The organism is Streptomyces sp. NBC_00259 (assembly GCF_036181745.1).
Classification (GTDB): domain Bacteria; phylum Actinomycetota; class Actinomycetes; order Streptomycetales; family Streptomycetaceae; genus Streptomyces; species Streptomyces pratisoli.
The window spans coordinates 3432273-3454763 of the sequence record NZ_CP108080.1; the positions used below are offsets into that span (position 1 = coordinate 3432273).

General features: G+C 72.1%; 21 protein-coding genes. 12 read left to right on the forward strand and 9 right to left on the reverse strand.

What is annotated here, in order from left to right:
• Positions 1-101 precede the first annotated feature (101 nt).
• Both OG766_RS15230 and OG766_RS15235 read left to right on the forward strand, forming a co-directional pair.
• Positions 102-1622, forward strand: coding sequence for a class I adenylate-forming enzyme family protein (locus tag OG766_RS15230; RefSeq protein WP_328725569.1), 1521 nt, complete (start codon positions 102-104; stop codon positions 1620-1622).
• Between the two features lie 65 nt (positions 1623-1687).
• The gene (locus OG766_RS15235) at positions 1688-2110 is read left to right on the forward strand and encodes a TOBE domain-containing protein (RefSeq protein ID WP_328727480.1); all 423 of its coding nucleotides are present in this window, start codon (positions 1688-1690) and stop codon (positions 2108-2110) included.
• A gap of 66 nt (positions 2111-2176) precedes the next feature.
• Here the strand turns inward: OG766_RS15235 and OG766_RS15240 are convergent, their stop codons facing one another.
• Together OG766_RS15240 and OG766_RS15245 are read right to left on the reverse strand one after the other, a co-directional pair.
• Positions 2177-3421, reverse strand: a complete 1245-nt coding sequence (locus OG766_RS15240; protein ID WP_328725570.1) for a maleylpyruvate isomerase N-terminal domain-containing protein — start codon at positions 3419-3421, stop codon at positions 2177-2179.
• A complete protein-coding gene (locus OG766_RS15245) occupies positions 3418-3999 on the reverse strand; it encodes a sigma-70 family RNA polymerase sigma factor (protein WP_266379247.1) in 582 nt (193 codons plus the stop codon). The genes OG766_RS15240 and OG766_RS15245 overlap by 4 nt, the downstream gene beginning before the upstream one ends.
• A 268-nt stretch (positions 4000-4267) precedes the next feature.
• Here OG766_RS15245 and OG766_RS15250 point away from each other — a divergent pair, with 268 nt between their 5' ends.
• Together OG766_RS15250 and OG766_RS15255 are read left to right on the forward strand one after the other, a co-directional pair.
• A complete protein-coding gene (locus OG766_RS15250; protein ID WP_266379249.1) occupies positions 4268-4669 on the forward strand; it encodes an STAS domain-containing protein in 402 nt (133 codons plus the stop codon).
• Between the two features lie 38 nt (positions 4670-4707).
• Positions 4708-5229: an EF-hand domain-containing protein gene (locus tag OG766_RS15255; RefSeq protein ID WP_328725571.1), complete on the forward strand. Its 522-nt coding sequence runs from the start codon at positions 4708-4710 to the stop codon at positions 5227-5229.
• 151 nt (positions 5230-5380) lie between these two features.
• Here the strand turns inward: OG766_RS15255 and OG766_RS15260 are convergent, their stop codons facing one another.
• A complete protein-coding gene (locus tag OG766_RS15260; protein ID WP_266379256.1) occupies positions 5381-6658 on the reverse strand; it encodes an ABC transporter substrate-binding protein in 1278 nt (425 codons plus the stop codon).
• 173 nt (positions 6659-6831) lie between these two features.
• On the opposite strand from OG766_RS15260, the gene OG766_RS15265 reads away from it, so the two are divergent.
• Together OG766_RS15265 and purU are read left to right on the forward strand one after the other, a co-directional pair.
• Positions 6832-7278: an SCO4402 family protein gene (locus OG766_RS15265; RefSeq protein WP_266384168.1), complete on the forward strand. Its 447-nt coding sequence runs from the start codon at positions 6832-6834 to the stop codon at positions 7276-7278.
• Positions 7279-7324: 46 nt separating this feature from the next.
• The gene (purU, locus tag OG766_RS15270) at positions 7325-8176 is read left to right on the forward strand and encodes a formyltetrahydrofolate deformylase (protein ID WP_266379259.1); all 852 of its coding nucleotides are present in this window, start codon (positions 7325-7327) and stop codon (positions 8174-8176) included.
• A gap of 91 nt (positions 8177-8267) precedes the next feature.
• Here the strand turns inward: purU and OG766_RS15275 are convergent, their stop codons facing one another.
• A complete protein-coding gene (locus OG766_RS15275; protein WP_328725572.1) occupies positions 8268-9725 on the reverse strand; it encodes a hypothetical protein in 1458 nt (485 codons plus the stop codon).
• A 151-nt stretch (positions 9726-9876) separates the two neighbouring features.
• Positions 9877-11259, reverse strand: a complete 1383-nt coding sequence (locus tag OG766_RS15280) for a transcriptional regulator (protein WP_328725573.1) — start codon at positions 11257-11259, stop codon at positions 9877-9879.
• Between the two features lie 266 nt (positions 11260-11525).
• Here OG766_RS15280 and OG766_RS15285 point away from each other — a divergent pair, with 266 nt between their 5' ends.
• The 5 genes from OG766_RS15285 to OG766_RS15305 all read left to right on the forward strand — a co-directional run bounded on the left by OG766_RS15285 (position 11526) and on the right by OG766_RS15305 (position 16602).
• Complete coding sequence (locus tag OG766_RS15285; RefSeq protein WP_266379265.1) at positions 11526-12215, forward strand: bifunctional DNA primase/polymerase; 690 nt, start codon at positions 11526-11528, stop codon at positions 12213-12215.
• Positions 12216-12255: 40 nt separating this feature from the next.
• Positions 12256-13095, forward strand: coding sequence for an ABC transporter ATP-binding protein (locus OG766_RS15290; protein ID WP_266379266.1), 840 nt, complete (start codon positions 12256-12258; stop codon positions 13093-13095).
• On the forward strand, positions 13092-14741 hold the full coding sequence (locus OG766_RS15295) for a transporter (RefSeq protein ID WP_328725574.1): 1650 nt from the start codon (positions 13092-13094) through the stop codon (positions 14739-14741). The genes OG766_RS15290 and OG766_RS15295 overlap by 4 nt, the downstream gene beginning before the upstream one ends.
• Before the next feature lie 86 nt (positions 14742-14827).
• Entirely contained in the window at positions 14828-15721 is an 894-nt protein-coding gene (locus tag OG766_RS15300) for a hypothetical protein (protein WP_328725575.1), read from the forward strand.
• 440 nt (positions 15722-16161) lie between these two features.
• A complete protein-coding gene (locus OG766_RS15305; RefSeq protein ID WP_328725576.1) occupies positions 16162-16602 on the forward strand; it encodes a subtilase-type protease inhibitor in 441 nt (146 codons plus the stop codon).
• Between the two features lie 236 nt (positions 16603-16838).
• Here OG766_RS15305 and OG766_RS15310 read toward each other — a convergent pair whose 3' ends face one another.
• Both OG766_RS15310 and OG766_RS15315 read right to left on the reverse strand, forming a co-directional pair.
• Positions 16839-17702: an alpha/beta fold hydrolase gene (locus OG766_RS15310; protein ID WP_266379276.1), complete on the reverse strand. Its 864-nt coding sequence runs from the start codon at positions 17700-17702 to the stop codon at positions 16839-16841.
• A 521-nt stretch (positions 17703-18223) separates the two neighbouring features.
• Entirely contained in the window at positions 18224-18916 is a 693-nt protein-coding gene (locus OG766_RS15315; protein WP_266379278.1) for a metal-dependent transcriptional regulator, read from the reverse strand.
• Positions 18917-19067: 151 nt separating this feature from the next.
• Between OG766_RS15315 and OG766_RS15320 the strand changes: the two genes are divergently transcribed.
• On the forward strand, positions 19068-19823 hold the full coding sequence (locus OG766_RS15320; RefSeq protein ID WP_266379281.1) for an SIS domain-containing protein: 756 nt from the start codon (positions 19068-19070) through the stop codon (positions 19821-19823).
• Between the two features lie 77 nt (positions 19824-19900).
• Here OG766_RS15320 and OG766_RS15325 read toward each other — a convergent pair whose 3' ends face one another.
• Both OG766_RS15325 and pdxH read right to left on the reverse strand, forming a co-directional pair.
• Complete coding sequence (locus tag OG766_RS15325) at positions 19901-21262, reverse strand: PAS domain-containing protein (RefSeq protein WP_328725577.1); 1362 nt, start codon at positions 21260-21262, stop codon at positions 19901-19903.
• Between the two features lie 439 nt (positions 21263-21701).
• A complete protein-coding gene (gene pdxH, locus OG766_RS15330) occupies positions 21702-22334 on the reverse strand; it encodes a pyridoxamine 5'-phosphate oxidase (protein WP_266384171.1) in 633 nt (210 codons plus the stop codon).
• Between the last annotated feature and the right edge of the window lie 157 nt (positions 22335-22491).

Below are 22491 nucleotides of genomic sequence, written 5' to 3' on the forward strand. Positions count from 1 at the left end.
TTCGTCAGATAGCAGGCTAGCCCCGCACCCCTGGACCGACAAGGCGACCGGGCCTACGCTCTCCGCACGATCTGACTAACCGTCAGGCAGAGGGGACGGCCGTGACCGACACCGCACACGCCCTGGGCGCCTCCCGCACGCTCTGGGAGCTGATCGACCGCCGCGCCGCGCTCACCCCGGACCGCACCGTGCTGATCCAGGACGACCGGAGCATCGGCTTCGGCGAACTGCGCACGCGGTGCGAACGGGTCGCCGCCGGGCTGTACGGGCTCGGCGTACGCCCCGGCACGGTCGTGGCCTGGCAGCTGCCCACCCGTATCGAGACCGTCCTGCTGACCGGGGCGCTGGCCAGGCTCGGCGCCGTCCAGTCCCCGGTGATCCCCTTCTACCGGGACCGCGAGGTCGGCTTCGCGCTGAACGCCGCGAAGGCGGAGTTCTTCGCCGTACCGGGCCTCTGGCGCGGCTACGACCACGCGGAGATGGCGCACCGGATCGGCGCACGCGGCGTCTTCCAGGCGTACGGCGACCTGCCCGAGGGCGATCCGTCCGTCCTGCCCGCACCACCCTCCGAAGGCACCTCGGTGCGCTGGATCTACTGGACCTCCGGCACCACCTCCGACCCCAAGGGCGTCCTGCACACGGACCGTTCGCTGATCGCCGGCGGATCCTGTCTGGCCCACGCCCTGCGCCTGACACCCGACGACGTCGGCTCGATCGCGTTCCCCTTCGCCCACATAGGCGGCGCGGACTATCTGGTGATGCTGCTGCTGTACGGCTTCCCGGCGGTCCTCTTCGAGACGTTCGCGCTGCCCCAGGCGCTGGACGCCTACCGCAAGCACGGGGTCACGACCGCCGGCGGATCGACGGCCTTCTACTCGATGTTCCTCGCCGAGCAGCGCAGACAGCCCGGCGAGCCGGTGGTCCCCACGCTGCGGCTGCTGGCGGGCGGCGGCGCCGCGAAGCCACCGGAGCTGTACCACGCGGTCGTTCGGGAGATGGGCGTACAGCTCACCCACGGCTACGGGATGACCGAGGTCCCCATGATCACGATGGGCGCGCCGGACGACACCCCCGAGAACCTCGCGACGACGGAAGGGCGGCCGCCCGAGGGCATGGAGATACGGATCGTCGACGGCGAGGTACGGCTGCGCGGCGAGGCCGTCTGCCGGGGCTATCTGGACCCGGAGCAGACCGCGGCGGTCTTCGACGCCGACGGCTTCCTCATCACCGGGGACCTGGGGCATCTCACCGCCTCCGGCCATCTCGTCCTGACCGGCAGGCTGAAGGACATCATCATCCGCAAGGGCGAGAACATCTCCGCCAAGGAGATCGAGGACCTGCTGCACGAACACCCGGGCGTCGGCGACGCGGCGGTGATCGGGCTGCCGGACCCGGAGCGCGGGGAGCGGGTCTGCGCGGTGATCGAGCAGCCGCGGGGCGCGGCGCCGCTGACCCTGGAGGAGGTCACCGCGTACCTGCGGGGCGCGGGGCTCTCCGTGCACAAGCTGCCGGAACAGCTGGAGGTCGTGGCCGAGCTGCCCCGTAACGACACACTGCGCAAGGTGCTCAAGTACAAGCTGCGCGAACGGTTCACTGGGGCGGACACGACATCCATGGCGTGAACGCCGCCCATGACGGGAACGGTGCCCACGTCGTGACCGGCATCCCCGACATGAACGGCACGACCATGAGCCTCAGCATCCGCAACCAGCTGTCCGGCACCGTGATCGCGGTCTCCACCGGACCGGCCATGGCGACGGTGAAGATCCGCCTCGACAGCGGCCGGGAACTCACCGCGGCCGTGACCGCCGAAGCCGTCGCCGATCTGGGCATCTTCCCGGGCGGCACGGTGAACGCCCTGATGAAGGCCAGCGAGGTGGCGCTCGCCACCGCTCCCGTGGACGGCCTCAGCATCCGCAACCAGCTGCCCGGCACGGTGACATCGGTGACCCCGGGCGCCGCGATCGCGGTGGTCCGGGTCGCGATCGAGGGCGGCATCACCCTGACCTCCGCGATCACCAAGGAGGCGGTGGACGAACTCGGCCTCGCGGCGGGAAGTCCCGTGGTCGCCCTGATCAAGGCGACGGAGATCTCGCTGTCCACGTCGTGAGCCGCTCCCCCGGGAGCCGGTGGCCGTGCCCTCCCCGCGCGCCGCACACGGGGCCCCGGGGACGTGTCAGAGACGGGAGAGGGACGCCGCCGCGGAAAGGACGTCGCGGATGGCCTCGCGGTCGCCGTCCTGACCCGCGGCGGCTTCGGCCGGTGGGACGTGCCCGGCCACGAGCTGGCAGAACTCGACGCTGTCGAGGGCGACTTGGGCCACGGTGTGGTCGGGGTCGCCGACCGCCGCGGGCGAGTCCAGGGCGATGTACCAGTTGCCGCCGCCCGCGCCCTCGACCTCCAGGTGGAGCGTGCGGCCGGGCGAGCCCGCCGTGACCAGGTGGCGGGCCGGGGCCGCGAGACCCGCGCGGCGGCGGGCGGCCAGAGCGGCGGGGAGCAGCCGGGCCGCGAGGTCGATCATGTGGTGCAGATGGGACGCGCTCGGCGGATCGTACGGATAGGCCACCGCGTTCGCGATGTCGTCCGCGTGCACCCAGCACTCGAAGGCCCGGTCGAGCATCGAGTCCCGCAGCGGCAGCGCGAACTCCCCGTACGACACCGACAGCTCCGACACTCCACGCCCGGCGAACGACACGGTCCGCACGAGCGCATGGCTCTGCTGACGCCAGGGCTCGCGCACCCTCCGCGTCGGCGGCCGGTAGCCCGAGCGCCAGTAGCGTTCCGTGCGCTCGGCCGGGGACGTCGGCGCGTCGGAGCCCGCAGGATCGTCCAGGCCGAGGGCCGAGGCGACGAGCCCGTCCACGGTCATGAGGTGGCCGATCACTCCGGCGACCGTGGTCTTGCGGTTGACCGCCTCCTCGCCGGCGAACCACTTCAGCCGTACCGGCGCGTGCCACTCCGAGTCCCCGATGTCCCGCAGCAGCGCGTCGAGCCGGGCCGTCTCCGCGTCGTACGCGGTCGCCCAGGCGGGTACGGGGATACGGGCGGGCCGCCGGCCCAGACAGTTCTCCAGGACCCGGGACCGCAGCAGCGGATCCAGGTCGAGATCCCGGTCGGTGTGCAGCAGCGCGACCGCGTCACGCAGTCGCAGCGCCTCCTCCGCACAGGGTGCGCACCCGGTGAGATGGTCCTCCACGGCCGCCGTCTCCTCCGCGGAGCACGCGGCCAGCGCCCATGCGCCGAGCAGCGACTTCAGCACGCCGTGCGGCACGGGCTCGGCGGGCACGGGAGGCGGCGACGGCAGCACGTCCGGCGGCGCGAGGTCGTCCCCCGCCGCACGCGGTCCGGGTATGCGCGGTGCGGCGTCCGGCCTGTCGTCCGGTCCCTCCGGGCCGTGGCCGCCGCCCTGCGGCCCGTTCACCGGCCGCGCCGGGGTCCGGGCGGCGACGAGCCGTCGAGCGGGCGGGTGTTGGCCGTGGACAGCAGCTGCAGCCCGAGCCGCAGCCTGCGGCGGGCCTCGTCCTCGGTGACCCCGAGGTCGGCCGCGGTCTGCCGGTAGTCCCTGCGCTGGTGGTAGGCCAGCTCCAGCGCGGCGCGCAGCGGCGCCGGCATCGACGTCACGATGTAGTCGGCGCGGGCCGCGACCGAGGCGCGGCGCAGCTTCTGCTCCAGCTCCTCCGCGGTGCCCTCGCCGCTCTCAGCGGCCGCCGCCCGCTCCTGTTCGCGCAGCCGGTGCAGGGCCTGGCGGTTGGTGAGCCGGGCCATCCAGGAGCGCATCGAGCCGTCCTTCGGGTCGTAGGCGTCCGGGTTCTCCCAGACATAGCCGAACACCTCACGGGTGACCTGGTCGGCCGCGGAGTCGTCGTCCAGCACACGATGGGCCTGGCTGTGCACGAGCGAGGCGAACCGGTCGTACAGCTCACCGAGCGCGGCGGCCTCGCCCCTCGCCAACCGCTGCTGCATCCTGCGGTCCCAGCGAGGTGGTGTGTCCTTCGCCATCCGGCGGCCCCCAGCCTTCTGCCCGTCCCGTCGATCTCTGTCTGCTGTCTGCTGCCTACCCTGCCCGTCGTCCACTCGAATGTCATGCGATGCGGCCGAAACGCACGCCCCTTTGTGGCAAGTGCACCCCTGGGAAGCGCTGCGGTGGTAGTGGGTTTCATCGTGGTGGAGCGGGGCAGCAGCGGCGGAAGGAACGAGAAGTTCCGGTACTTCCGGGTCGGGAGACGACCACGTCCGGATCGGGACCGCTGCGACGAGAGGGCCGCGCGTGATGCTCAAGGTGGAACAGACCGAGCAGGCCGCCTGGACCATACTCCACATACGGGGCGAGCTGGATCTGGTCAGCTCCCCGGAAGTACGCCGTCGTGTCCATGACGCCGTCGCCACCGGCCGGCGCGACCTGGTGCTCGACCTCTCCGAAGTGGTCTTCTGCGACTCCAGCGGCGTGGGCGTGCTGATCGCGTCGCGCAGGCTGCTGCGCTCCTGCCGCGGACGGCTGAGACTGGTCCTGCCCGCCCGGGGCGAGGAGGCGGGCCCCGGGCGCCCCGGAGGCGCGGACGGCTCGCACGTGAACCGCGTACTGGCCGCCCTGGGAGTGCGTCGGCTGTTCGAGGTGTACGAGGACGCCGACGCCGCGACCGGGGACGAGGCCCGGCCCCTCTCCGCGTAACGGGCGCACGAACGGCTCCGACGTCGTACGCTCCCCGCATGGACAGCGCAGAATACGAGCGCAAGATCGCCCACCGATTCGCCGAGTTCGACCAGGACGGCAACGGTTACATCGATCGCGCGGACTTCAGCACGGCGGCCGCGACGCTCCTCGCCGAATTCGGCACGACCGCACGCTCCGACAAGGGGCAGGCCCTCTACTCGGGCGCGGAGGCGTTCTGGCAGGGCATGGCGGGAATCGCCGACGTGGACGGCGACCAGCGGGTCACGCGCCAGGAATTCATCACGGGCGCGGTGAAGCGGCTGCGCGACAACCCCCAACGCTTCGCGGAGATCGCCCGTCCCTTCCTCCACGCGGTCGTCGCCATCGCCGACGAGGACGGCGCCGGGGTCACCCAGGCCGGCGCCGCGCGGGTGCTCCGCGTCCTCGGCGTCGAGTCGGAGCGGTGCGCGATGGTGGCCGCCGCGCTGGACGCGGACGGCGACGACAGGATCAGCGAGGACGAGATCCTCGCCGCGTTCGCCGCGTACTACGTGACCGGGGAGCCCGACACCCCCTGACCCCCGATCTCCGGGCCCCGGTCGTGCGCTGTGAGTAAGGACACCCGGCGCGGGACCGGGGCCCCCGTCATGCCCCTCGTGCCCCTCGTGCCACCGGAGCCGGAGCCGGCGCCGCGCCATCGGGCCTCCCGTCGGGCCGTCGGGGCATCCGTCAGGCCATCGGGGCATCCGACATCGTGCGGGCCACGTCGACGAAGCCCGGCCGCTCGGCGACCAGGCGGCCGTCACGGACGACCTGGAACGTCACCTTGGGGTTGACGACCCGGGGGAAGCCCGGGACACCCAGCATGTCCTCGAAGCGCCAGCGGAGCGCGGGGGTGAGGCCGCCGGTGTCGACGCGGACACCGGTGTCGAGGGCGTGGGCGATCGCGCCGGGAGTGACCGAGTCGCGGTCCAGCGCCTCGATGACCTTCGTCAGCACGGTGTACGCGATCCACGTGGTCTGCACACCCGCGTCGGCCGGGTCGATCCGGTTGTCCCCGAACGCGTGGTTCCGGATCACCTCCCGCATCGTGCCCCAGCGGGCGTCGCCCGCCTCCGGGTACCAGCCGGTCATGAACGCGCCCTCGAAGGGCCCGCCCGCACCGCCCGTCCTGTCGATCAGCGGCTGGCCGACGGAGCTCAGGACGGAGGAGATCCGCACGTCGCTGTCGTCCTGGGGCAACCGGCGGAACGAGTCGAAGAAGTTCGCCGTGCGCTCGCCGAGCACCGCCGTGACGCAGCCCTTCTCCGAGCCGGCCTCGTCCCGCGCCTCGGCGGCCTCCTCCAGGTACTCGGAGGCGTCCTCCGCGGCCTTCACGTCGGTGGACGGCCGCCCCTTGCCCGACAGCAGACCGGTGTTGAGCAGCACCGGGAGATCATCGCCCGCGACCGTGTCGGGCCGCACCAGCGACACCTTGCGGCAGCCGGCCGCCAGCTGCCGGCCGTTGCCCGCGAGAAGCGCCGCCTGGCCGCCGTTGACGGGGTAGGAGAGATAGCTGGTGAACTCCTCCTCGGAGACGCCGTAGCCGCCGATGTACGGGATGCCCGCGGCCTCCAGCGGCGCCATGAAGGCACGGCCGTTCTGGCTGTACGAGCCGACGACCGCGGCGACCTCCTCCTTGACCGCGCGCCGGGCGCAGGCCGCGGCTCCCGCGGTCGTGTTGCGCTCGTTGCAGGTCAGGACGCGCAGCTCGTGGCCGTCGATGCCGCCCTTCTCGTTGACGTACTTGGCGTACGCCTGGGCCATGGCGGGCATACCGGGCATGTTCGTCGCGCGGGTCTCGTCGGGCGCGAAGGTCATCACCGTGACCGGCGCGCGGGAGCCCCCCGAATCGCCGGGGAGCATGCCGCAGCCGGCCAGCGAGGCCCCGACCGCCGCCATACACGCGGCGAGGACGGTCGCGGTTCGGTAGGGGCGGGGAGTGGAGGAGCGTCGCCAACCGGTCATGTCCCTGCACAATTCCGCCTCATGGGTAACGCTGGAATGGCCCTGGCTCAACAAAGAGTGACGGCAAGGTGAATTGCAGGGGGCGAAGATCCGCCAAATGTGGGGAACGTACGATCGACGCCGTGCAAGCAACGTCGATGAAGTCTTCCCGCCGCGGTGGTCGCTCCTCCACCATGGGCGACATGCCCCTGAACGACATGCCCTGGTGGCGCTGGCGCAGCAATGTGCGCTCGGCGCTGCACATGTTTTCCGATCCCGTCTTCCACCAGGAGATCTGGCTGGCGGGCCACGAGGGATACGGCGACATCACCGACGCCGTCTACCGGCTCGTCGAGGACACCTGGCTGGACAACTGGTCCGCCGAGAAGTACGTGGGAACGATCTTCCGCGACTCGGGAGAGGCCGCTCTCGTCGACGTGGCCGTCCTGCGGGTGCTGAGGATCATGCACCAGGTGGGCGCGGACGCACCGGTCTCGGCCTACATGGAGCACCACGGATGGCCCGAGGCGGTACGGGCCGCGCGCGACGCCCACGTACAGCTGGCGGCGAACGACGGGGAGGACCCGGACACGCCGCCGCGCACCCTCGAGGTACTGCGGATCATGACGCGGTCCGCCTGACGGACTCACCTCCGTGCGCACCCGTGGGGTGTGGCACCCTACGAAGATGACCGACCAGTACGTCCTCACGCTCTCCTGCCCGGACAAACAGGGCATCGTGCACGCCGTGTCCAGTTACCTCTTCATCACCGGCTGCAACATCGAGGACAGCCAGCAGTTCGGGGACCGGGACACGGGCCTGTTCTTCATGCGGGTGCACTTCTCGGCGGAGACGCCGGTGACCGTGGACAAGCTGCGGGCCAGCTTCGCCGCGGTGGGCGACTCGTTCGCGATGGACTGGCAGATCCATCTCGCCGAAGAGCGCATGCGGGTCGTGCTGATGGTCAGCAAATTCGGTCACTGCCTGAACGATCTGCTGTTCCGGTTCAGGATCGGGGCACTGCCGGTGGACATCGCGGCGGTGGTCTCCAACCACACGGACTTCGCGGAACTCGTCGCCTCCTACGACATTCCGTTCCGCCACATTCCGGTCACCAAGGACGGCAAGGCGGACGCGGAGGCGGAGCTGCTCGAGCTGGTTCGCGAGGAGGACGTCGAGCTCGTCGTGCTCGCGCGCTACATGCAGGTCCTCTCCGACGACCTGTGCAAGCAGCTGAGCGGCCGGATCATCAACATCCACCACTCCTTCCTGCCGAGCTTCAAGGGCGCGAAGCCCTACCACCAGGCGCATGCGCGCGGTGTGAAGCTGATCGGCGCGACGGCGCACTATGTGACGGCCGATCTCGACGAGGGCCCGATCATCGAGCAGGAGGTCGAGCGGGTGGGCCACGAGGTGACCCCCGAGCAACTGGTGGCGGTCGGCCGCGACGTGGAGTGCCAGGCCCTGGCCCGCGCGGTGAAGTGGCACGCGGAGCACCGGATCCTGCTGAACGGCCGCCGCACGGTGGTCTTCGCGTAGATAGGCCCGGTGCGGCCGGTCCCCCGGTACGCCCCGACCCGATGAGCTCCGACCCTGCGCGCACCGGGCGGCGCGCGCCAGGGCGGTCGGCTCAGAGTTGTTCCGCGCGGCGTTCCGTGAGGCCGTACTTGGTGGCGATCTTGTTCCAGAGACCGGACGCCTCGCGCTTCGCCTTCGTCGCCTCGCCGCTCTGGCGGTTGCCCTGCGCCGCCTGGCCCGTGTTGCGGGCCTTGCCACCGGGGCAGCCCTTCTTGTCCTTGACCTGGCCGGCCCACGCCGCGTAGTGGTCGTCGGCGGATGCCGAGGCCTCCCACGCCTTCTTCAGGGACGCCGTGAGCGCCTCGTTGTCCGGGAGCTTGTCCACGGACAGGCCGCCCAGACGCGTCACGAGACCGCGCCGCTGCTCCGCCGCGCCGCGCAGATCCGTCGCCGCCTGGTCCAGGTTCTTGCAGGACTTGATCGACTCCACGGAGCGGATCACCGCGGAACGGCTGTCGTTGCTGTCCGCGAGCAGCTTGTCGAGCTCCTCGGCCTGCGGCTTCGCCGGGTCCGCGGCCTCCGACGAGCCGGGCGCGGGCGAAGTCGCCGCCGCGACGCCCGTGTTGTCGTTCTCGCCCTTGTCGTCGTCACCGCCGAACATCAGCGCGCTCGCACCGAGTCCGACCACGGCGCAGCCGACGACGACCGCGGCGATCAGCGGGAGCCGCGAGGAACGGCGCGGCGCGGGGCCGGAGTCGTAGGACTGCGCAGGAGCGTCGTAGGACTGCTGCTGCGGCGTGAAGCCCTGCGCGGGACCGTACGACTGCTGCGGCGGAGCGCCGTACGGCTGCTGCTGCTGAGGGGCCCCGTACGCCTGCTGCTGCGGAGCGCCCTGATCCTGCACGGGCGGGAGGTACTGCGTCGCCTCCGCCGGGCCCTCGCTGCGGAAGAGGTTGTCGAACTCGGCCGGCGGCTGCCGGTCGCCCGGCGCGCCGGGCCTGATTCCGTACGGGGCACCGGGCGGCGGGGTGGGGACCTGCTGCTGCGGAGCGCTCTGCTGCTGCACCGGCGGGAGGTACTGCGTCGCGTCCGCCGCACCGGCCGGGTCGCCGGCGGCCCCCGGCCGGACCCCGAGGAACTGCGTCGACTCCGCGGGGTTCTCCGGCGGCAGCGCCCCGGCGGCGGGCGGGACGGGGGCGATGTACTGCGTGGCGTCGGCGTCGGGTCCCGCGCCGGCCGCCCCGGGGTACTGCCCCGGCTGCCCGTAGGTCTGCCCGTACGCCTGCGCTGGCATCTGCGGCTGGTGAGCGGCCTGCGGGTGCTGAGCCGCCCGCGGAGGCAGCGGCTGCGCGTACGCCCCCGCGCCCGGCACCTCCTCCTGCGGCAACGGCTGTGCGCCCTGCCCGGGCCCCCAGGGCGCACCCCACGGAGTCCCACCCGCCGGAGCGACCTGCTCACCGCTGACTCCGGGTATCCAGGGCTCACTGCCGTCCGCGGGCAGCACGACACCTTCGTGCGCGGGCCGCGCGGCGGGAAGCCGCGACTCGTCACCCTGTCCGCTGTGCGTCACCGGGACTCCTACGTCTGGACCTACGGAATCGTCGGCTCACGCTACCGGGTGTCTCAGGGCGTCCGCACACGCGTGTGGTACCCGTAACAAGAACGCACGCCAAGACGCTGTTTACGGACCAAGATCCCAAGTGGCCCGTGGCCAGGGACTTTCATGCCGCGTGCGTCTGCAGCCTCGCCCCGAACTCCCGTACCGCCGGCTCCGAACCGTACGGCTCCAGCCGCTGCTGCAGATCGTCGAGATACTCCACGCCCCGGCTCGAGCGCAGCGTCCCCAGCAGCTCCGCCGCCCGGGTGCCCGTCCGGCAGGCCGCCTCGACCTCGCGCTGCTGGACCTGGGCCGTCGCCAGCAGGACGAGGCCGATGGCGCGTCGCCTGGCGCGGGATTCGGGGTGGCCTTCGAGGGACTCGGTGGCGCGACGGGCCGCCTGCTCCGCCTGTCCCAGGTCGCGATGGCAGTGGGCCAGCTCGTCGGACAGATAGGCATGGTCGAAATGTGCGATCCAGTCGGGATCGTCCCCCGAGTCCGGATCGGCCCGGTCCAGCGCGCCGATCGCCCTGCCCATGGCCTCCTCACAGACACGGGCATCGCCCAGCAGCGCGTGCCCCCGGGCCTCCGCCGCGTGGAACATCGCCTCCGCCCGCGGGGTGACCTGCCCGCGCGCACCCTCCTGCGCGGCCCGCGCGAGCTGCGCGATCTCCCGCGGATTTCCCAGCTGCGCGGCGAGATGGCTCATCGAGGCGGCCAGGACATAGCCCCCGTACGCCCGGTCGCCCGCCGCCTGGGCGAGCCGCAGCGCCTGGATGTAGTAGCGCTGGGCGAGCCCGGGGTGTCCCGTGTCCACCGCCATGTAGCCCGCCAGCTCCGTCAGCCGCGCAGCGGCCGCGAAGAGCTGCCGGCCCACCGGCTCCCGGTACGAGCCGGAAAGCAGCCCGGACACCACGCTGTTGAGGTAGTGGACGACGACCGGCCGTACGTGCCCGGCACCGAAGCGGTGGTCGAGGCGCGTGAGCGCCTTCGTCATCGCCCGTACCGCCTCGACGTCCGACACCCCCACCCGCGCCCCCGCCTGCCGGGCCACCTGCGCGTCCGCGCCGGTGATCAACCAGTCGCGGCTGGGCTCGACGAGCGCCGACGCGGCGACCGTCGAGCCGGTCAGGAAGTCCCGCCTGCCCACGTCGCTGCGCCACAGCTCACAGACCTGCTCGATCGCGCCGAGCACGGTCGGCGCGAACTGCAGCCCGACGCCGGACGCCAGGTTCTTGCCGTTGGCCATGCCGATCTCGTCGATGCTGACCGTGCGCCCGAGCTTGCGGCCCAGCGCCTCGGCGATGATCCCGGGTGCCCGGCCGCGCGGCTGCTGCCCGCGCAGCCAGCGCGCCACCGACGTCTTGTCGTACCGCAGGTCCAGGCCGCGCTCCGCCCCGACCATGTTGACCCTCCGGGCCAGACCGGCGTTGGAACAGCCCGCCTCCTGGATGAGCCCCTGCAGCCTCTCGTTCGGCTGACGTGCGACGAGTGGCCTCGCTGCCATGACTACCCCCTGTAGCGGACCGCACCGGTCGCGATCTCCGTGGTGATCTTCAATTGATCACTTCCCGGCGTTATCCGGAGAATGCCGATGAGCTCGGACGATTACGGGTGAATGCCGCTCACCCGCAACTGGTTACCCGCCCATCGGGCCCGGCCCGCACGCGCGCCCCCGGCCGTGCACCCATGCGCCCCACGTGCGGGATCGATGCGCCACGGCCCGGTCCCGTGCGCCCGTAACCCGTGGTGGCGGCGGGAGTTGTGTTTATCGTGGAAGACACCATCGAAGAGTCGATCGGCCGCACGGAAGTCGCGAGGATCCCCGAGCAGCGCGGCGGACAACTGCTGGACAGCGCCCTGCGGTACGTGGAGGAGCGCCACTGGGACGTGTTCCCCGGCACCTGGCTGGAGGCCGCCGAAGGCTCCGAGCGGTGCTCCTGCGGCGCCTTCGGATGCGATGCGCCGGGGGCGCACGCCGCCCGGCCGGACTGGGCGAACCAGGCGACGGGCAGCGCCGTCGGCGCGCGCCGGCTGTGGGGCAAGCACCCGAAGGCCTCGATCCTGCTGCCCACGGGCCGGACGTTCGACGCGCTGGACGTCCCGGAGTCCGCCGGCTTCCTCGCGCTGGCCCGGATGGAGCGGATGGACATGGCGCTCGGTCCGGTGATCCGCACCCCGGGACGGCGCATGCTGTTCCTCGTCCTGCCGGGCGCGGCGCAGAAGACGCCCGATCTGGTGCGGAAGCTGGGCTGGATGCCCAGCTCGCTCGATCTGGTGGCGCGCGGCGAGGGCCACTACGTGGCGGCGCCGCCGACCCGCGTCGGCGGCCAGGGCGCGGTGCAGTGGGCGCGCAAGCCGACGCCCGCGAACCGCTGGCTCCCGGACGCGGAGGAGCTGATCAGCCCGCTCGCATACGCCTGCGGACGTGAGGCCGCCGACGAGCGGGCGCGCCGATCGTAGTGTTGGACCCGTACAACGGGGACGACGGAAGGCGGACGGCATGCCCGACCAGGCAGCGGACCGGACAGTGGAACAGACGGGGGACGGGACGGACGGCGCGCCGGGAGCGACGCCGCCCGCTGTCCGCGTGGAAGGGCTCTGGAAGCGGTTCGGCGAACAGATCGCGGTGGCGGGTGTCGATCTCACCCTGCCCGCGGGCAAGTTCATCGGGCTGGTCGGTCCGAACGGCGCGGGCAAGACGACGACGCTGTCGATGGTGACCGGACTGCTCCGCCCCGACCAGGGGCGGATCCAGGTCGCCGGTCACGACGTCTGGAAGGACCCGGTCGAGGTCAAGGCGAGGATCGGCGTCCTGCCCGAGGGCCTGCGGCTCTTCGAACGGCTCTCGGGGCGTGAACTCCTCGCGTACACCGGCCGGTTGCGCGGACTGCCGGGCGAAGAGGTCGACAAGCGGGCCGCGCAGCTCCTGGACGTCCTGGACCTGGCGGGCGCCCAGCACAAACTGGTCGTCGACTACTCGACGGGCATGCGCAAGAAGATCGGCCTGGCGGCGGCGCTGCTGCACAATCCGCAGGTGCTGTTCCTGGACGAGCCGTTCGAGGGCGTCGACCCGGTGTCGGCGCAGACCATCCGCGGCGTCCTGGAGCGGTACACGACGTCCGGCGCGACCGTCGTGTTCTCCAGCCATGTGATGGAGCTGGTGGAGTCGCTGTGCGACTGGGTCGCCGTGATGGCGGCCGGCCGGATCCGGGCCCAGGGCACGCTCGCGGAGGTACGGGGCTCGGCCTCGTCCCTGCAGAACGCCTTCCTGGAGCTGGTCGGCGCGAACGGCAGGGACACCGGGAACTCGCTGGACTGGCTCGGCGGCGGTTCGCGATGACGACCGCGACGACCTCCACGACCTCCGCGGCCGGGGCGCCCACGGCGACCGGCTCGGCCGGCTCCCTGACCCCCGTCTTCGTACGGCTGAAGCTGACGCTGCTGGCCAACGGGCTGCGGCAGTCATCGGGCCGTACCGCCGCGTTCGTCACCTCCGCGGTGCTGGCGCTGCTGCTCGCCGCGGGACAGCTCGTCGGCTTCGTCCTGCTGCGCGGCACGGAGCACGCGGCGCCGCTGGTGGTGCTGCTGACCGGGGTGCTGGCGCTGGGCTGGGCGTTCATGCCGCTGTTCTTCCCGAGCGGCGACGAGACGCTCGACCCGACCCGGCTGGTGATGCTGCCGCTGCGACCGGGGCCGCTGGTGTCGGCGCTGCTGGTGGCCTCGCTGGTGGGGCTCGGCCCGCTGTTCACGCTCTGTCTGGCGGTCGGCGGCGCGCTGGCACTGGCGCACGGGGCGGCGGCCGTGCTGGTCGCGGTGGTGGCCGTGCCGCTGGCCCTGCTGGTGTGCGTGGCGCTGGCCCGGGCGGTCGCGGCCGCCAACATCCGGCTGCTGACCAGTCGCAAGGGCCGCGACCTGGCCGTGCTGAGCGGTCTGGTGATCGCGGTGGGCATCCAGTTCGTCAACTTCGGCGTGCAGCGCCTCGGTCAGGCGGGCGGGCTCTCGGCGCTGGAGCCTGCCGCGTCGGTGGTCCGCTGGATCCCGCCGGCGTCGGCGATCGGCGCCGTCGACTCGGCGAGCACGGGCTCCTACGGGGCGGCCGTCGTCCAGCTCGCACTGTCCGCGGCGGCCCTGGCCGGGCTGCTGTACGCGTGGCAGCGCAGCCTCACGCGGCTGATGACGGCCCCGGACGGCTCGACGCTCGCGGCGGCCTCGGAGCCGACCCGCCGCGGGACGTCCACCGGTCTGCACCGGCTGCTGCCCGGAGGCCGTACGGGAACGGTCATGCAGCGCAGCCTGCGCTACGTCTGGCGCGATCCGAAGACGAAGACGGCGTGGGTGACGGCTCTGGTCATCGGCCTGATCGTGCCGCTGTTCAACGCGCTGCAGGGCAGCGGCTCGATCTACTTCGCCTGCTTCGCGTCGGGCATGCTCGGCATCCAGATGTACAACCAGTTCGGTCAGGACACCTCCGCGTTCTGGATGGTCGCGCAGACGATCGCGACGCCCCGGGACGCGTATCTCGAACTGCGGGCCCGCGCACTGGCGCTGCTGCTGATCACGCTTCCGTACACGGTGCTGGTCACGGTCGCCACGGCGGCGGTCCTCGGCGACTGGAGGGCACTTCCGGAAGCGCTCGGGATCGCCGTGGGGCTGCTGGGCGCGATGCTCGCGACGGGCGCGGTGGCGTCGGCGCGCTTCCCGTACTCGATCCCGCAGGACAGCGCGTACAAGAACGTCGCCCCGGGGCAGGGCGGTCTCGCCTGGATCTCCATCTTCGGCGGGATGATCGCCTCCGCGCTGCTGTGCGCCCCGCTGATAGCGCTCACGATCTGGCTGAATGCCACCAACTCGGAGTCCGCGCTGTGGAGTCTGCTGCCGCTGGGCGTCCTGTACGGCGGGGCGGTGGCCTGGGGCGGGCTGCGGGTGGCGGCTCCGCAGACGTCGGCGCGGCTGCCGGAGATCCTGACGGCGGTCAGCAAGGGGTGAGGGCCCGGGAGTTGAGCGGCGAGGGGTGAGGACCCCTGATCCGTACGGTGCGGGGCGCGTTCATGCCATGACGTACCGTACGGATCATGTCCACGCCTCCTCCGCCTCACGGGCACCCGCAGCACCAGGGATACCCGCCTCAACAGCCTTACGGTGCCCCGCCGCAGCCCTACGGTGCGCCGCAGGGACAGCCGGGCACGGGCCCCTACGGTGCGCCGCCGCAACAGCCGAACCCGTACGGCTCGCCGCAAGGGCAGCCGACCCCGTACGGTGCGCCGCAGGGGCAGCCGTGGCCGCAGCAGCAGGGCGGTTGGGGCGCGCCACCGCCGGTGCCGCCGAAGAAGTCGTTCTGGTCCGGCCCCAAGGCCGGGATCATCGGCGCGTCCATCGCCGTCGGGCTCCTGGCGCTCAGCTGGGCCGGGAACAACCTCGGCGGCGGTTCCGGGTCCTACCCGGAGGCGACGCACAAGGTCACGCTTCCGAAGACACTGCTGGACGGCAGGTACACGCTCGCGCAGGACCTGTCCGAGCAGGGCGAGTCCGCGCTCGCCGGGACCAGCGAGGCCGACATCCGCGACGCCAAGGCGGTCGTCGGCCAGTACACGTCCGTCGACGCGGACGGGGCCGGGGTGCTGGTCCTCTCGGGGATGTACGGGCGGATCAAGAACCCGGACTCGGTCCGGAACAGCATGCTGAAGGGCGCGGCAGAGGCCGACGGCGCGACGGTCGCGGTACCGCCGAAGGACATCGAGGTCGCCGGGTCCGACGTCACGGTCAGCTGCGAGGTGGTGACCACCGCGTCGGCCGGCGGCGAGAAGACCCCGTTCGCGATGTGCGCCTGGGCGGACGACAACACCGGGGTCTCCGTCGCCGAGGTGACGCCGAAGTCCGCGGCGCAGAGTCCGGAGTCGATCGACCTCGAAGCGGCGGCCGCGAACGCGCTGAAGGTGCGGGACGAGATCAGGAAGCCGATCGCCTGAGCCGGCAGCCCCCGCTTGTGGAGGCTGCGTGCAGACAGCCCGGCGAGAACAGCAGGGCCGGCACCGGAGCTGGATCACTCCGGTGCCGGCCCTTCGCTGTACACGAAGGCGTACAAGGGAAGTTGCACCGGGCCGGACGTGCCTCGCCGCGGCGAGGCACCGCTTTCCGGTCGAAGGGCCGTGCGAGCCAGTACTCAAAGGTGCAACCAGTTCCTGATCGTCGCAGGTCAGCGTTTGGTTTCGGGTTGGACCAATGATCGTTGTCCATATAGCGGACAGCACCTCACGCGCCTCCCGCACCCTTCCGAGCAGCCCGAACGACCATTCGATCGGCACGCCGTGAACGTATGCGGCCGGAAACAGGTGATGGATGTGCGATCACTGTACGCATCAGCAAGACTCCCGACCGCAACCGCACACACCGTAGAAGGGGTTCACCCATGCGTTACATCCTCAACACACTCGGCGCGACGGCCTCCGCGGCGGCGCTCGTCCTCGGCGGGACCGTCGCGGGCGTCGCACACGCCGACGCCGCACAGCCCACCGGGCTGTACGCGCCGTCCGCCCTGGTGCTGGCGGTCGCCAAGGGCGACGCGACGGCCACGGCGACGGTCGAGCGTGCGGTGACCCTGAGCTGTGCCCCGGCGCCGGGCGGCAGCCACCCCGCGCCCGGTGCGGCGTGCGAGGAAGTGTCCGCGGTGAACGGCGAGTTCGGCCGGCTGGCCGGTACCCCCACCCGTCCCTGTACCCGGCAGTGGGACCCCGTCACGATCACCGCCACCGGGGTGTGGCAGGGCAAGCACGTCGACTGGTCGGCCACGTACGGCAACGCGTGCGAGATGCGGGAGAGCCTGACCGGGGCCACGGTCTTCGACTTCTGAGCACATCGACTCCGAGTCCACCGCCTCTGAGCGGGTCACCTCTGAGCCGGTCTCCCGAGCCGGTCACCTCTGAGCCGGTCCCTCCCGAGCGGGTCTCCTCCCGGCCCGTCTCTTTCCCGCCCCTCAGCCGCGGCGGACCGGGGCGACACGACGGCGGTCCCGGTCCGCCGCATGGCCGGCCTCCTGCGCCGGCACCCCCTGGACCGGATGGCCACCTCCCCGGCCATCCGGTCCCGTCATGCCGTCAGCACGCCTTCCAGGAAGGGCTCGATGGCCGCGCGCCAGGCCTCCGGCCGGTCGTAGTGGACGAGATGACCGGCGTCGGCCACCTCCGCGTACTGACCGCGGGGGAGGACGCGGACCATCTCCTGCGCCTCCGCGCGGCCCAGCTCTCCGTCCAGGCCGCGCACGACGAGCGTGGGGCACCGGACCTGGGCGAGCGAGTCCCAGTGGGCGTCATGCACCCAGGTCTCACGGGACGTCAGCATCTGGCGGCGGGAGAAGGCCGGACGCCAGCCGTCCGCGCGCTCGGCCATCACCTCGGCGAAGAACTCACCGCGCGCGGGGTTGGGCCGCTCCACCCAGGGGTCGTCCTCGCCGAACCACTTGCGCACGTCCGCGAGGGTCGCGAAGGGGAGGGGCCAGGCACGGAACCAGTCCTCCCACTCCCGCTGGGAGGCCGCCCCGAGCGCGGAGGCCCGCATGTCGCAGATGACCAGGGCCTGGACGAGGTCGGGGCGCTCGGCGGCGAGCTGCCAGGCGGTGAGGGCGCCCATGGAGTGGCCGATGAGGATGGCGGGGGCCAGGCCCAGCTGTTCGACCGCGGCCGCGGCGTCCGACACATACGCCTCGCGGGTGAACGAGCCGTCGGCCGGCCTCTCGCTGCGGCCGTGGCCGCGCTGGTCGAGCGCGACCGCGCGGTGCCGCTCGGCGAGCCAGCGGGCCGTGGCAGCCCAGTGCGAGGCCCGGCCCATCAGCCCGTGGAGCAGTAACACGCCCGGAGCGCGGTCCGTCTCTCCACACCCTTTGGGCGGGTCCGCGAACTCCCAGGCAGCGAGGCGTACGCCGGCTGCTCCGGTCACGTCGATGCGCCGCACCATGGTCCAGGCACCCCCTTCTGTCCCCCGTGGATCTCCGAGCTCTCCTAGGCGGTCGAGCCCCGCCAGACTATCGAACCCCTATTCGAAAACTGGGGTCCGACGAGCAACACCCCTCGTTCGAGTGACCACTCTCAAGGATTGACGGCCGTCGCCGAGGGGAGATCTTCAGCGGGAGGCGGGCCGCTCGGGGAAACCGGTCCGAGGGGATTGACCCTGAGAGCTCGGGGCTCCGGGTCAGCAAAGGGGAGGACAGGCCCCGGCGCCCTTGGGCGCCGGGGCCCTCCGCGTTCGTCCGGCGCATGCTCCGCCCCCTCACCGATCCGGGTCATATGCCTCAGCCACAGCGTGGCACGCGAATCGCCCGGGCGCTGCCATTCCGGCCGGAAAGCGCGTACTGAAACGGCCCGGAGGCGAACGACGAAGCGCGCCCGTACCGCGAGTGCGGTACGGGCGCGCGAGGAAAGCTTCCGCGAGAAGATCCCGCGGTCGTCAGGTGTCGTCAGGTGTCGTCGGGTCAGGAGTCAGCGCTTCGCCACGAAGACGTGGGAGGCGACATCCGCCTCCAGCTCCGCGGCCTCGCCACTGCTGCCCACCAGCACACCGCCGGCCGACTCGGTCACGCTCACCACGGAGCCGGGCTGCACACCCGCGCGCCGCAGCGTGTACATCAGCTGGGCGTCCGTCTGGATGGGCTCGCCGATCCGCCGGACGACCACGGTCTTGCCCTCCGGGCCCGCGTCGAGGTCGGCGAGGCTGACCATGCTGTCGTCCAGGAACGCCTCGGCCTCCGCCTTCTCGCCCAGCTCCTCCAGGCCCGGGATCGGATTCCCGTACGGCGACTCGGTCGGGTGGCGCAGCAGCTCCAGCACGCGCCGCTCCACCGCCTCGCTCATCACGTGCTCCCAGCGGCAGGCCTCGGCGTGGACCTGCTCCCACTCCAGACCGATGACGTCGACGAGGAGGCACTCGGCGAGCCGGTGCTTGCGCATCACGCGCGTCGCCAGCCTGCGGCCCTCCTCCGTCAGCTCCAGATGACGGTCGCCCGCGACCGTGACCAGGCCGTCGCGCTCCATGCGCGCGACGGTCTGGCTGACCGTGGGACCGCTCTGGTCGAGCCGCTCCGCGATACGGGCGCGCATCGGGACAACGCCTTCCTCTTCCAGCTCGAGGATGGTGCGGAGATACATCTCCGTGGTGTCGATCAGTCCGGACATACGTGCCCCTCGAAGAAGTCGTGCGCTGGCCCTGACTCAATTCTGACGCATCGCGCCGACAACCGGGCCCCGCCGTCTCAAACCCCGTATTGACAGAGCAATGGTCCAGACCGCAACGTGATCCGCGACACGACGAGAAGGGGCGACCGCAATGGGCGAGAACAAGCTGGCGGGTCAGTTCTTCGACGCCGCGATCGGCCTGCTGGAGCGCGTACGCGACGAGGAAGCGGCGAACATCGCGGCGGCCGGCGCCGCCATCGCGGACACCGTCGCCGCGGGCGGCCGGCTCTTCGCGTTCGGGGCGGGCCACTCCTCGCTCGCCGCCCAGGACGTCGTCTACCGGGCGGGCGGGCTCGCACTGATGAACCTGCTCGCCGTGCCGGGTGTCGTCGGCGTCGACGTCATGCCGGCCACCCTCGGCTCCGCGCTGGAGCGCGTCGACGGCCTCGCGAGCGCCGTCCTGGACTCCAGCCCCGCCCGGGCCGGTGACGTACTGATCATCATCTCCCTCTCCGGCCGCAACGCCCTGCCCGTCGAGATGGCCATGAACGCACGGGCCCTCGGCCTGAAGGTCATCGGCGTCACGTCGGTGGCGTACGCGACGGAGACACGGTCCCGGCACGCCTCCGGCACCTACCTCAAGGACCACTGCGACATCGTCCTCGACTCCAAGATCGCGATCGGCGACGCGGAACTGACCGCCGAGGGCATCGAGGCGCCCTTCGCGCCGGCCTCGACCGTCGTCACCAGCGCGCTGATGCAGGCGACGGTCGCCGCGGCCGCGGGCGACCTCGCCGAACGCGGGATCGAGCCGCCGATGCTGCGGTCCGGCAACGTGGACGGCGGCCATGAATGGAACGGCCGTGTGATGACGGAGTACGCGGACCGCATCTTCTACCGCCGCTGACCCGTCCGGTCCGGTCGGATCCCGGTCCCGGTCCCGGTCGGATCCCAGTCCCGATCCCGGTTCCGTCCGCTACTCCCCTACTCCCCCTCCACCCCCGCCAGGTCCAGCGCCGACGCCACGCGGGTCGCGACGGTCTCCGCATAGGCCGCGTCCGGACGTTCGAACGCGGGCCGGTGCGAGGACCGCAGGAAGGTGAGGACGCCGAGGGTGCGGCCGCGGCTGCGGAGCACCGTGCAGAGGGCGTGGACCGTGCCCGCCGGCCACTGGCGCTCCGCGGCCCATGCGCCGCTGCCGCTCCTGGTGCCGCCCGCACTGGCGCGGACCGAGCCGACGCGATCCATCGCCTGCAGCGCGGGATGACCCTGGGGATACCGCAGCGGAATCCCCGTCCCGGCCACGCGTGCGACGGGCCCCGGCGCACCGGAGGGCGTCGCCGCCGCCCGCAGCAGCCGCTTGCCGCGCTCCGTGACCACGTCGACCAGCGCGTGGTCGGCGAATCCGGCCAGCGCGAAGTCCACCTGGGCCGTCGCCGCCTCCATCGGGTCCTCGCACTCGGCCGCCGCCCGTGCCGCCCGGTGCAGCTGGCTGAACCGGAACCGCAGCCGGTCCGCCTCCTGCTCCGCGAGCTTCGCCTCGGTCACGTCCTGGAAGAGCCAGCCGACACCCAGCGGCACCGGCTCCTCCGCCAGCGGCGACGCGAGCCGGAGGAACCCGCTGCGCCAGCATCTGCGCCGCTCGCCCTCGTCCGTCCGCACCGTCACCCACAGCTCGACGAGGGCGCCCGGAGCACCGTCCGCGAGCACGTGGTGCAGCGCGCCTTCCAGCTCCTGCACGCCCTGCACGATCAGCTCGCCGAGCGGCCGCCCGAGCAGCGTCGTCCGCCCGCCGGAGCCCAGCATCCGGGCCGCCTGCCCGTTGACGACGGCCGGCCGCAGATCCACGTCGACCATGACGACACCCCACGAGGCGTCCTCGAACAGCGCCTCGCTGAGCGCGATCGACCGCTCCAGGTCGATCTGCGCATGCACCTCGCTGAACGCGCAGTACACCCCGGCCGGCTTCCCGTCCGCCCCGCGCACCCCGGCCGACTGCGTACGTACGAGCACCCGCCCGCCGTCCTTGCGCAGCAGCGCGAACTCGTGCACCTGCCGTCCCGGGGCCCGCATGGCGGCCATCAGCCGCCCCCGCACCTCGTCCGCGTCGGCGGTCCGCACCGCCCACCCGGCGAACCCGCGCCGCCCGACGGCCTCCTCGGGCGACCAGCCGAGAATCCGCTCGGCCTCCCGGTTCCAGTGGGTGATCACCCCGTCCGCGTCGAACGCGCACAACGCGGCGTCCATCCCGTCCAGCAGCGCCGCGAGCAGATCCGAACCGGGTCCGTCCCGCTCCGGCTCGTCCGGACCCAGCGCGCTGGTGGTCTCGCTCCTGGAAGCACTCATCCTGGCACCCCCTGCAGGACGTGTCCTCGACCCGTGCCGCCCTCCGCGCGAGCGGCCCCCCGATCATTCAACTGGAACGTGATGCAGGACACACTGATTTCGCGGAAATCGTTGCGTGCGAAAAAAGGGGTTGAGCCCGCACGAAGAGGTTCCTAGTGTGTGACCCACGTTGGAAAGGAGGTGGTTCGGAAGTGATTTCTTACCGGACAGGCGAGGTGGCTGCGGGCTGACGGCCCGTCGTCGCACTCTGTGCGCCTCGGCAGGCCGTCTGCCGAAATCCAAGCAGTCACCGACCCGCGGGCTCGCCGGTACGTCCGGCCGGCTTCCTCCTCGGAGGAAACCAGAGCCCGCGGGTTTCTGCGTGTCCCGGACGGTTTCCGCGTGATCCGGCGGCGTGCTCCGGCAGCTTTCCGCGTACGTCGCAGGCCGACCGCCGCGGTCAGGGCGCCAGACGCTCGACCCGCCAGCCCGTGGGCTCCCCTGCCGTGCGCACGTACCGCAGCCGGTCGTGCAGCCGGTTCTCGTGGCCCTGCCAGAACTCGACCGTCTCCGGGGTGACCCGGTATCCGCCCCACTCCGGCGGCGCCGGCACCTGCTCGCCCGCCGGGTAGCGGGCGGCGAGTTCCTCGTAGCGGCGCAGCAGCTCCGCGCGGGAGGGGATGACGGAGGACTGGGGGCTGGCCCAGGCGCCGAGCTGGGAGCCGTGGGGACGGGTACGGAAGTAGCCGGCCGTCTCGTCGCGGCCCACGCGGGCCGCCGTGCCGGTGACGATGACCTGGCGGGTCAGCGGGTGCCAGGGGAAGAGCAGCGAGACATGGGGGTTGGCGTCGATCTCGCGGCCCTTGCGCGAGGCGTGGTTCGTGTAGAAGACGAAGCCGCGGTCGTCGAAGTGCTTGAGCAGCACGGTCCGGGACGAGGGGCGGCCGTCGGGCGTGGCCGTGGAGACGATCATGGCGTTCGGCTCGTGGAGGTGGCCGGCCGCGGCGTCCTTGAACCAGTGGACGAACTGCTCCATCGGCTCGGCGGGCAGGTCCGCCTCGTCGAGGGGCGTCGAGCGGTAGTACTCGCGCATGGCGGCGGGGTCGAGGGCGTCGGTCACGTGAGTCATCCTGCCCTAGCGGCAGTGTGACCGGTCGGCGAGTGTGCCCGGCACCGAGTGCCGCCAATCCTGTGCGACCGGATCGGCGGACTGTGCCGGATGTCACGCTTCCCCCGCATCATCGGAACCC

Coding starts and splice junctions, on each gene's coding strand:
- OG766_RS15235 (WP_328727480.1), top strand. CDS start 1,688: ATGAGCCTCAGCATCCGCAACCAGCTGTCCGGCACCGTGATCGCGGTC.
- OG766_RS15245 (WP_266379247.1), bottom strand. CDS start 3,999: ATGGCGAAGGACACACCACCTCGCTGGGACCGCAGGATGCAGCAGCGG.
- OG766_RS15255 (WP_328725571.1), top strand. CDS start 4,708: ATGGACAGCGCAGAATACGAGCGCAAGATCGCCCACCGATTCGCCGAG.
- OG766_RS15260 (WP_266379256.1), bottom strand. CDS start 6,658: ATGACCGGTTGGCGACGCTCCTCCACTCCCCGCCCCTACCGAACCGCG.
- OG766_RS15265 (WP_266384168.1), top strand. CDS start 6,832: ATGGGCGACATGCCCCTGAACGACATGCCCTGGTGGCGCTGGCGCAGC.
- purU (WP_266379259.1), top strand. CDS start 7,325: ATGACCGACCAGTACGTCCTCACGCTCTCCTGCCCGGACAAACAGGGC.
- OG766_RS15280 (WP_328725573.1), bottom strand. CDS start 11,259: ATGGCAGCGAGGCCACTCGTCGCACGTCAGCCGAACGAGAGGCTGCAG.
- OG766_RS15290 (WP_266379266.1), top strand. CDS start 12,256: ATGCCCGACCAGGCAGCGGACCGGACAGTGGAACAGACGGGGGACGGG.
- OG766_RS15295 (WP_328725574.1), top strand. CDS start 13,092: ATGACGACCGCGACGACCTCCACGACCTCCGCGGCCGGGGCGCCCACG.
- OG766_RS15300 (WP_328725575.1), top strand. CDS start 14,828: ATGTCCACGCCTCCTCCGCCTCACGGGCACCCGCAGCACCAGGGATAC.
- OG766_RS15305 (WP_328725576.1), top strand. CDS start 16,162: ATGCGTTACATCCTCAACACACTCGGCGCGACGGCCTCCGCGGCGGCG.
- OG766_RS15310 (WP_266379276.1), bottom strand. CDS start 17,702: ATGGTGCGGCGCATCGACGTGACCGGAGCAGCCGGCGTACGCCTCGCT.
- OG766_RS15315 (WP_266379278.1), bottom strand. CDS start 18,916: ATGTCCGGACTGATCGACACCACGGAGATGTATCTCCGCACCATCCTC.
- OG766_RS15320 (WP_266379281.1), top strand. CDS start 19,068: ATGGGCGAGAACAAGCTGGCGGGTCAGTTCTTCGACGCCGCGATCGGC.
- OG766_RS15325 (WP_328725577.1), bottom strand. CDS start 21,262: ATGAGTGCTTCCAGGAGCGAGACCACCAGCGCGCTGGGTCCGGACGAG.
- pdxH (WP_266384171.1), bottom strand. CDS start 22,334: ATGCGCGAGTACTACCGCTCGACGCCCCTCGACGAGGCGGACCTGCCC.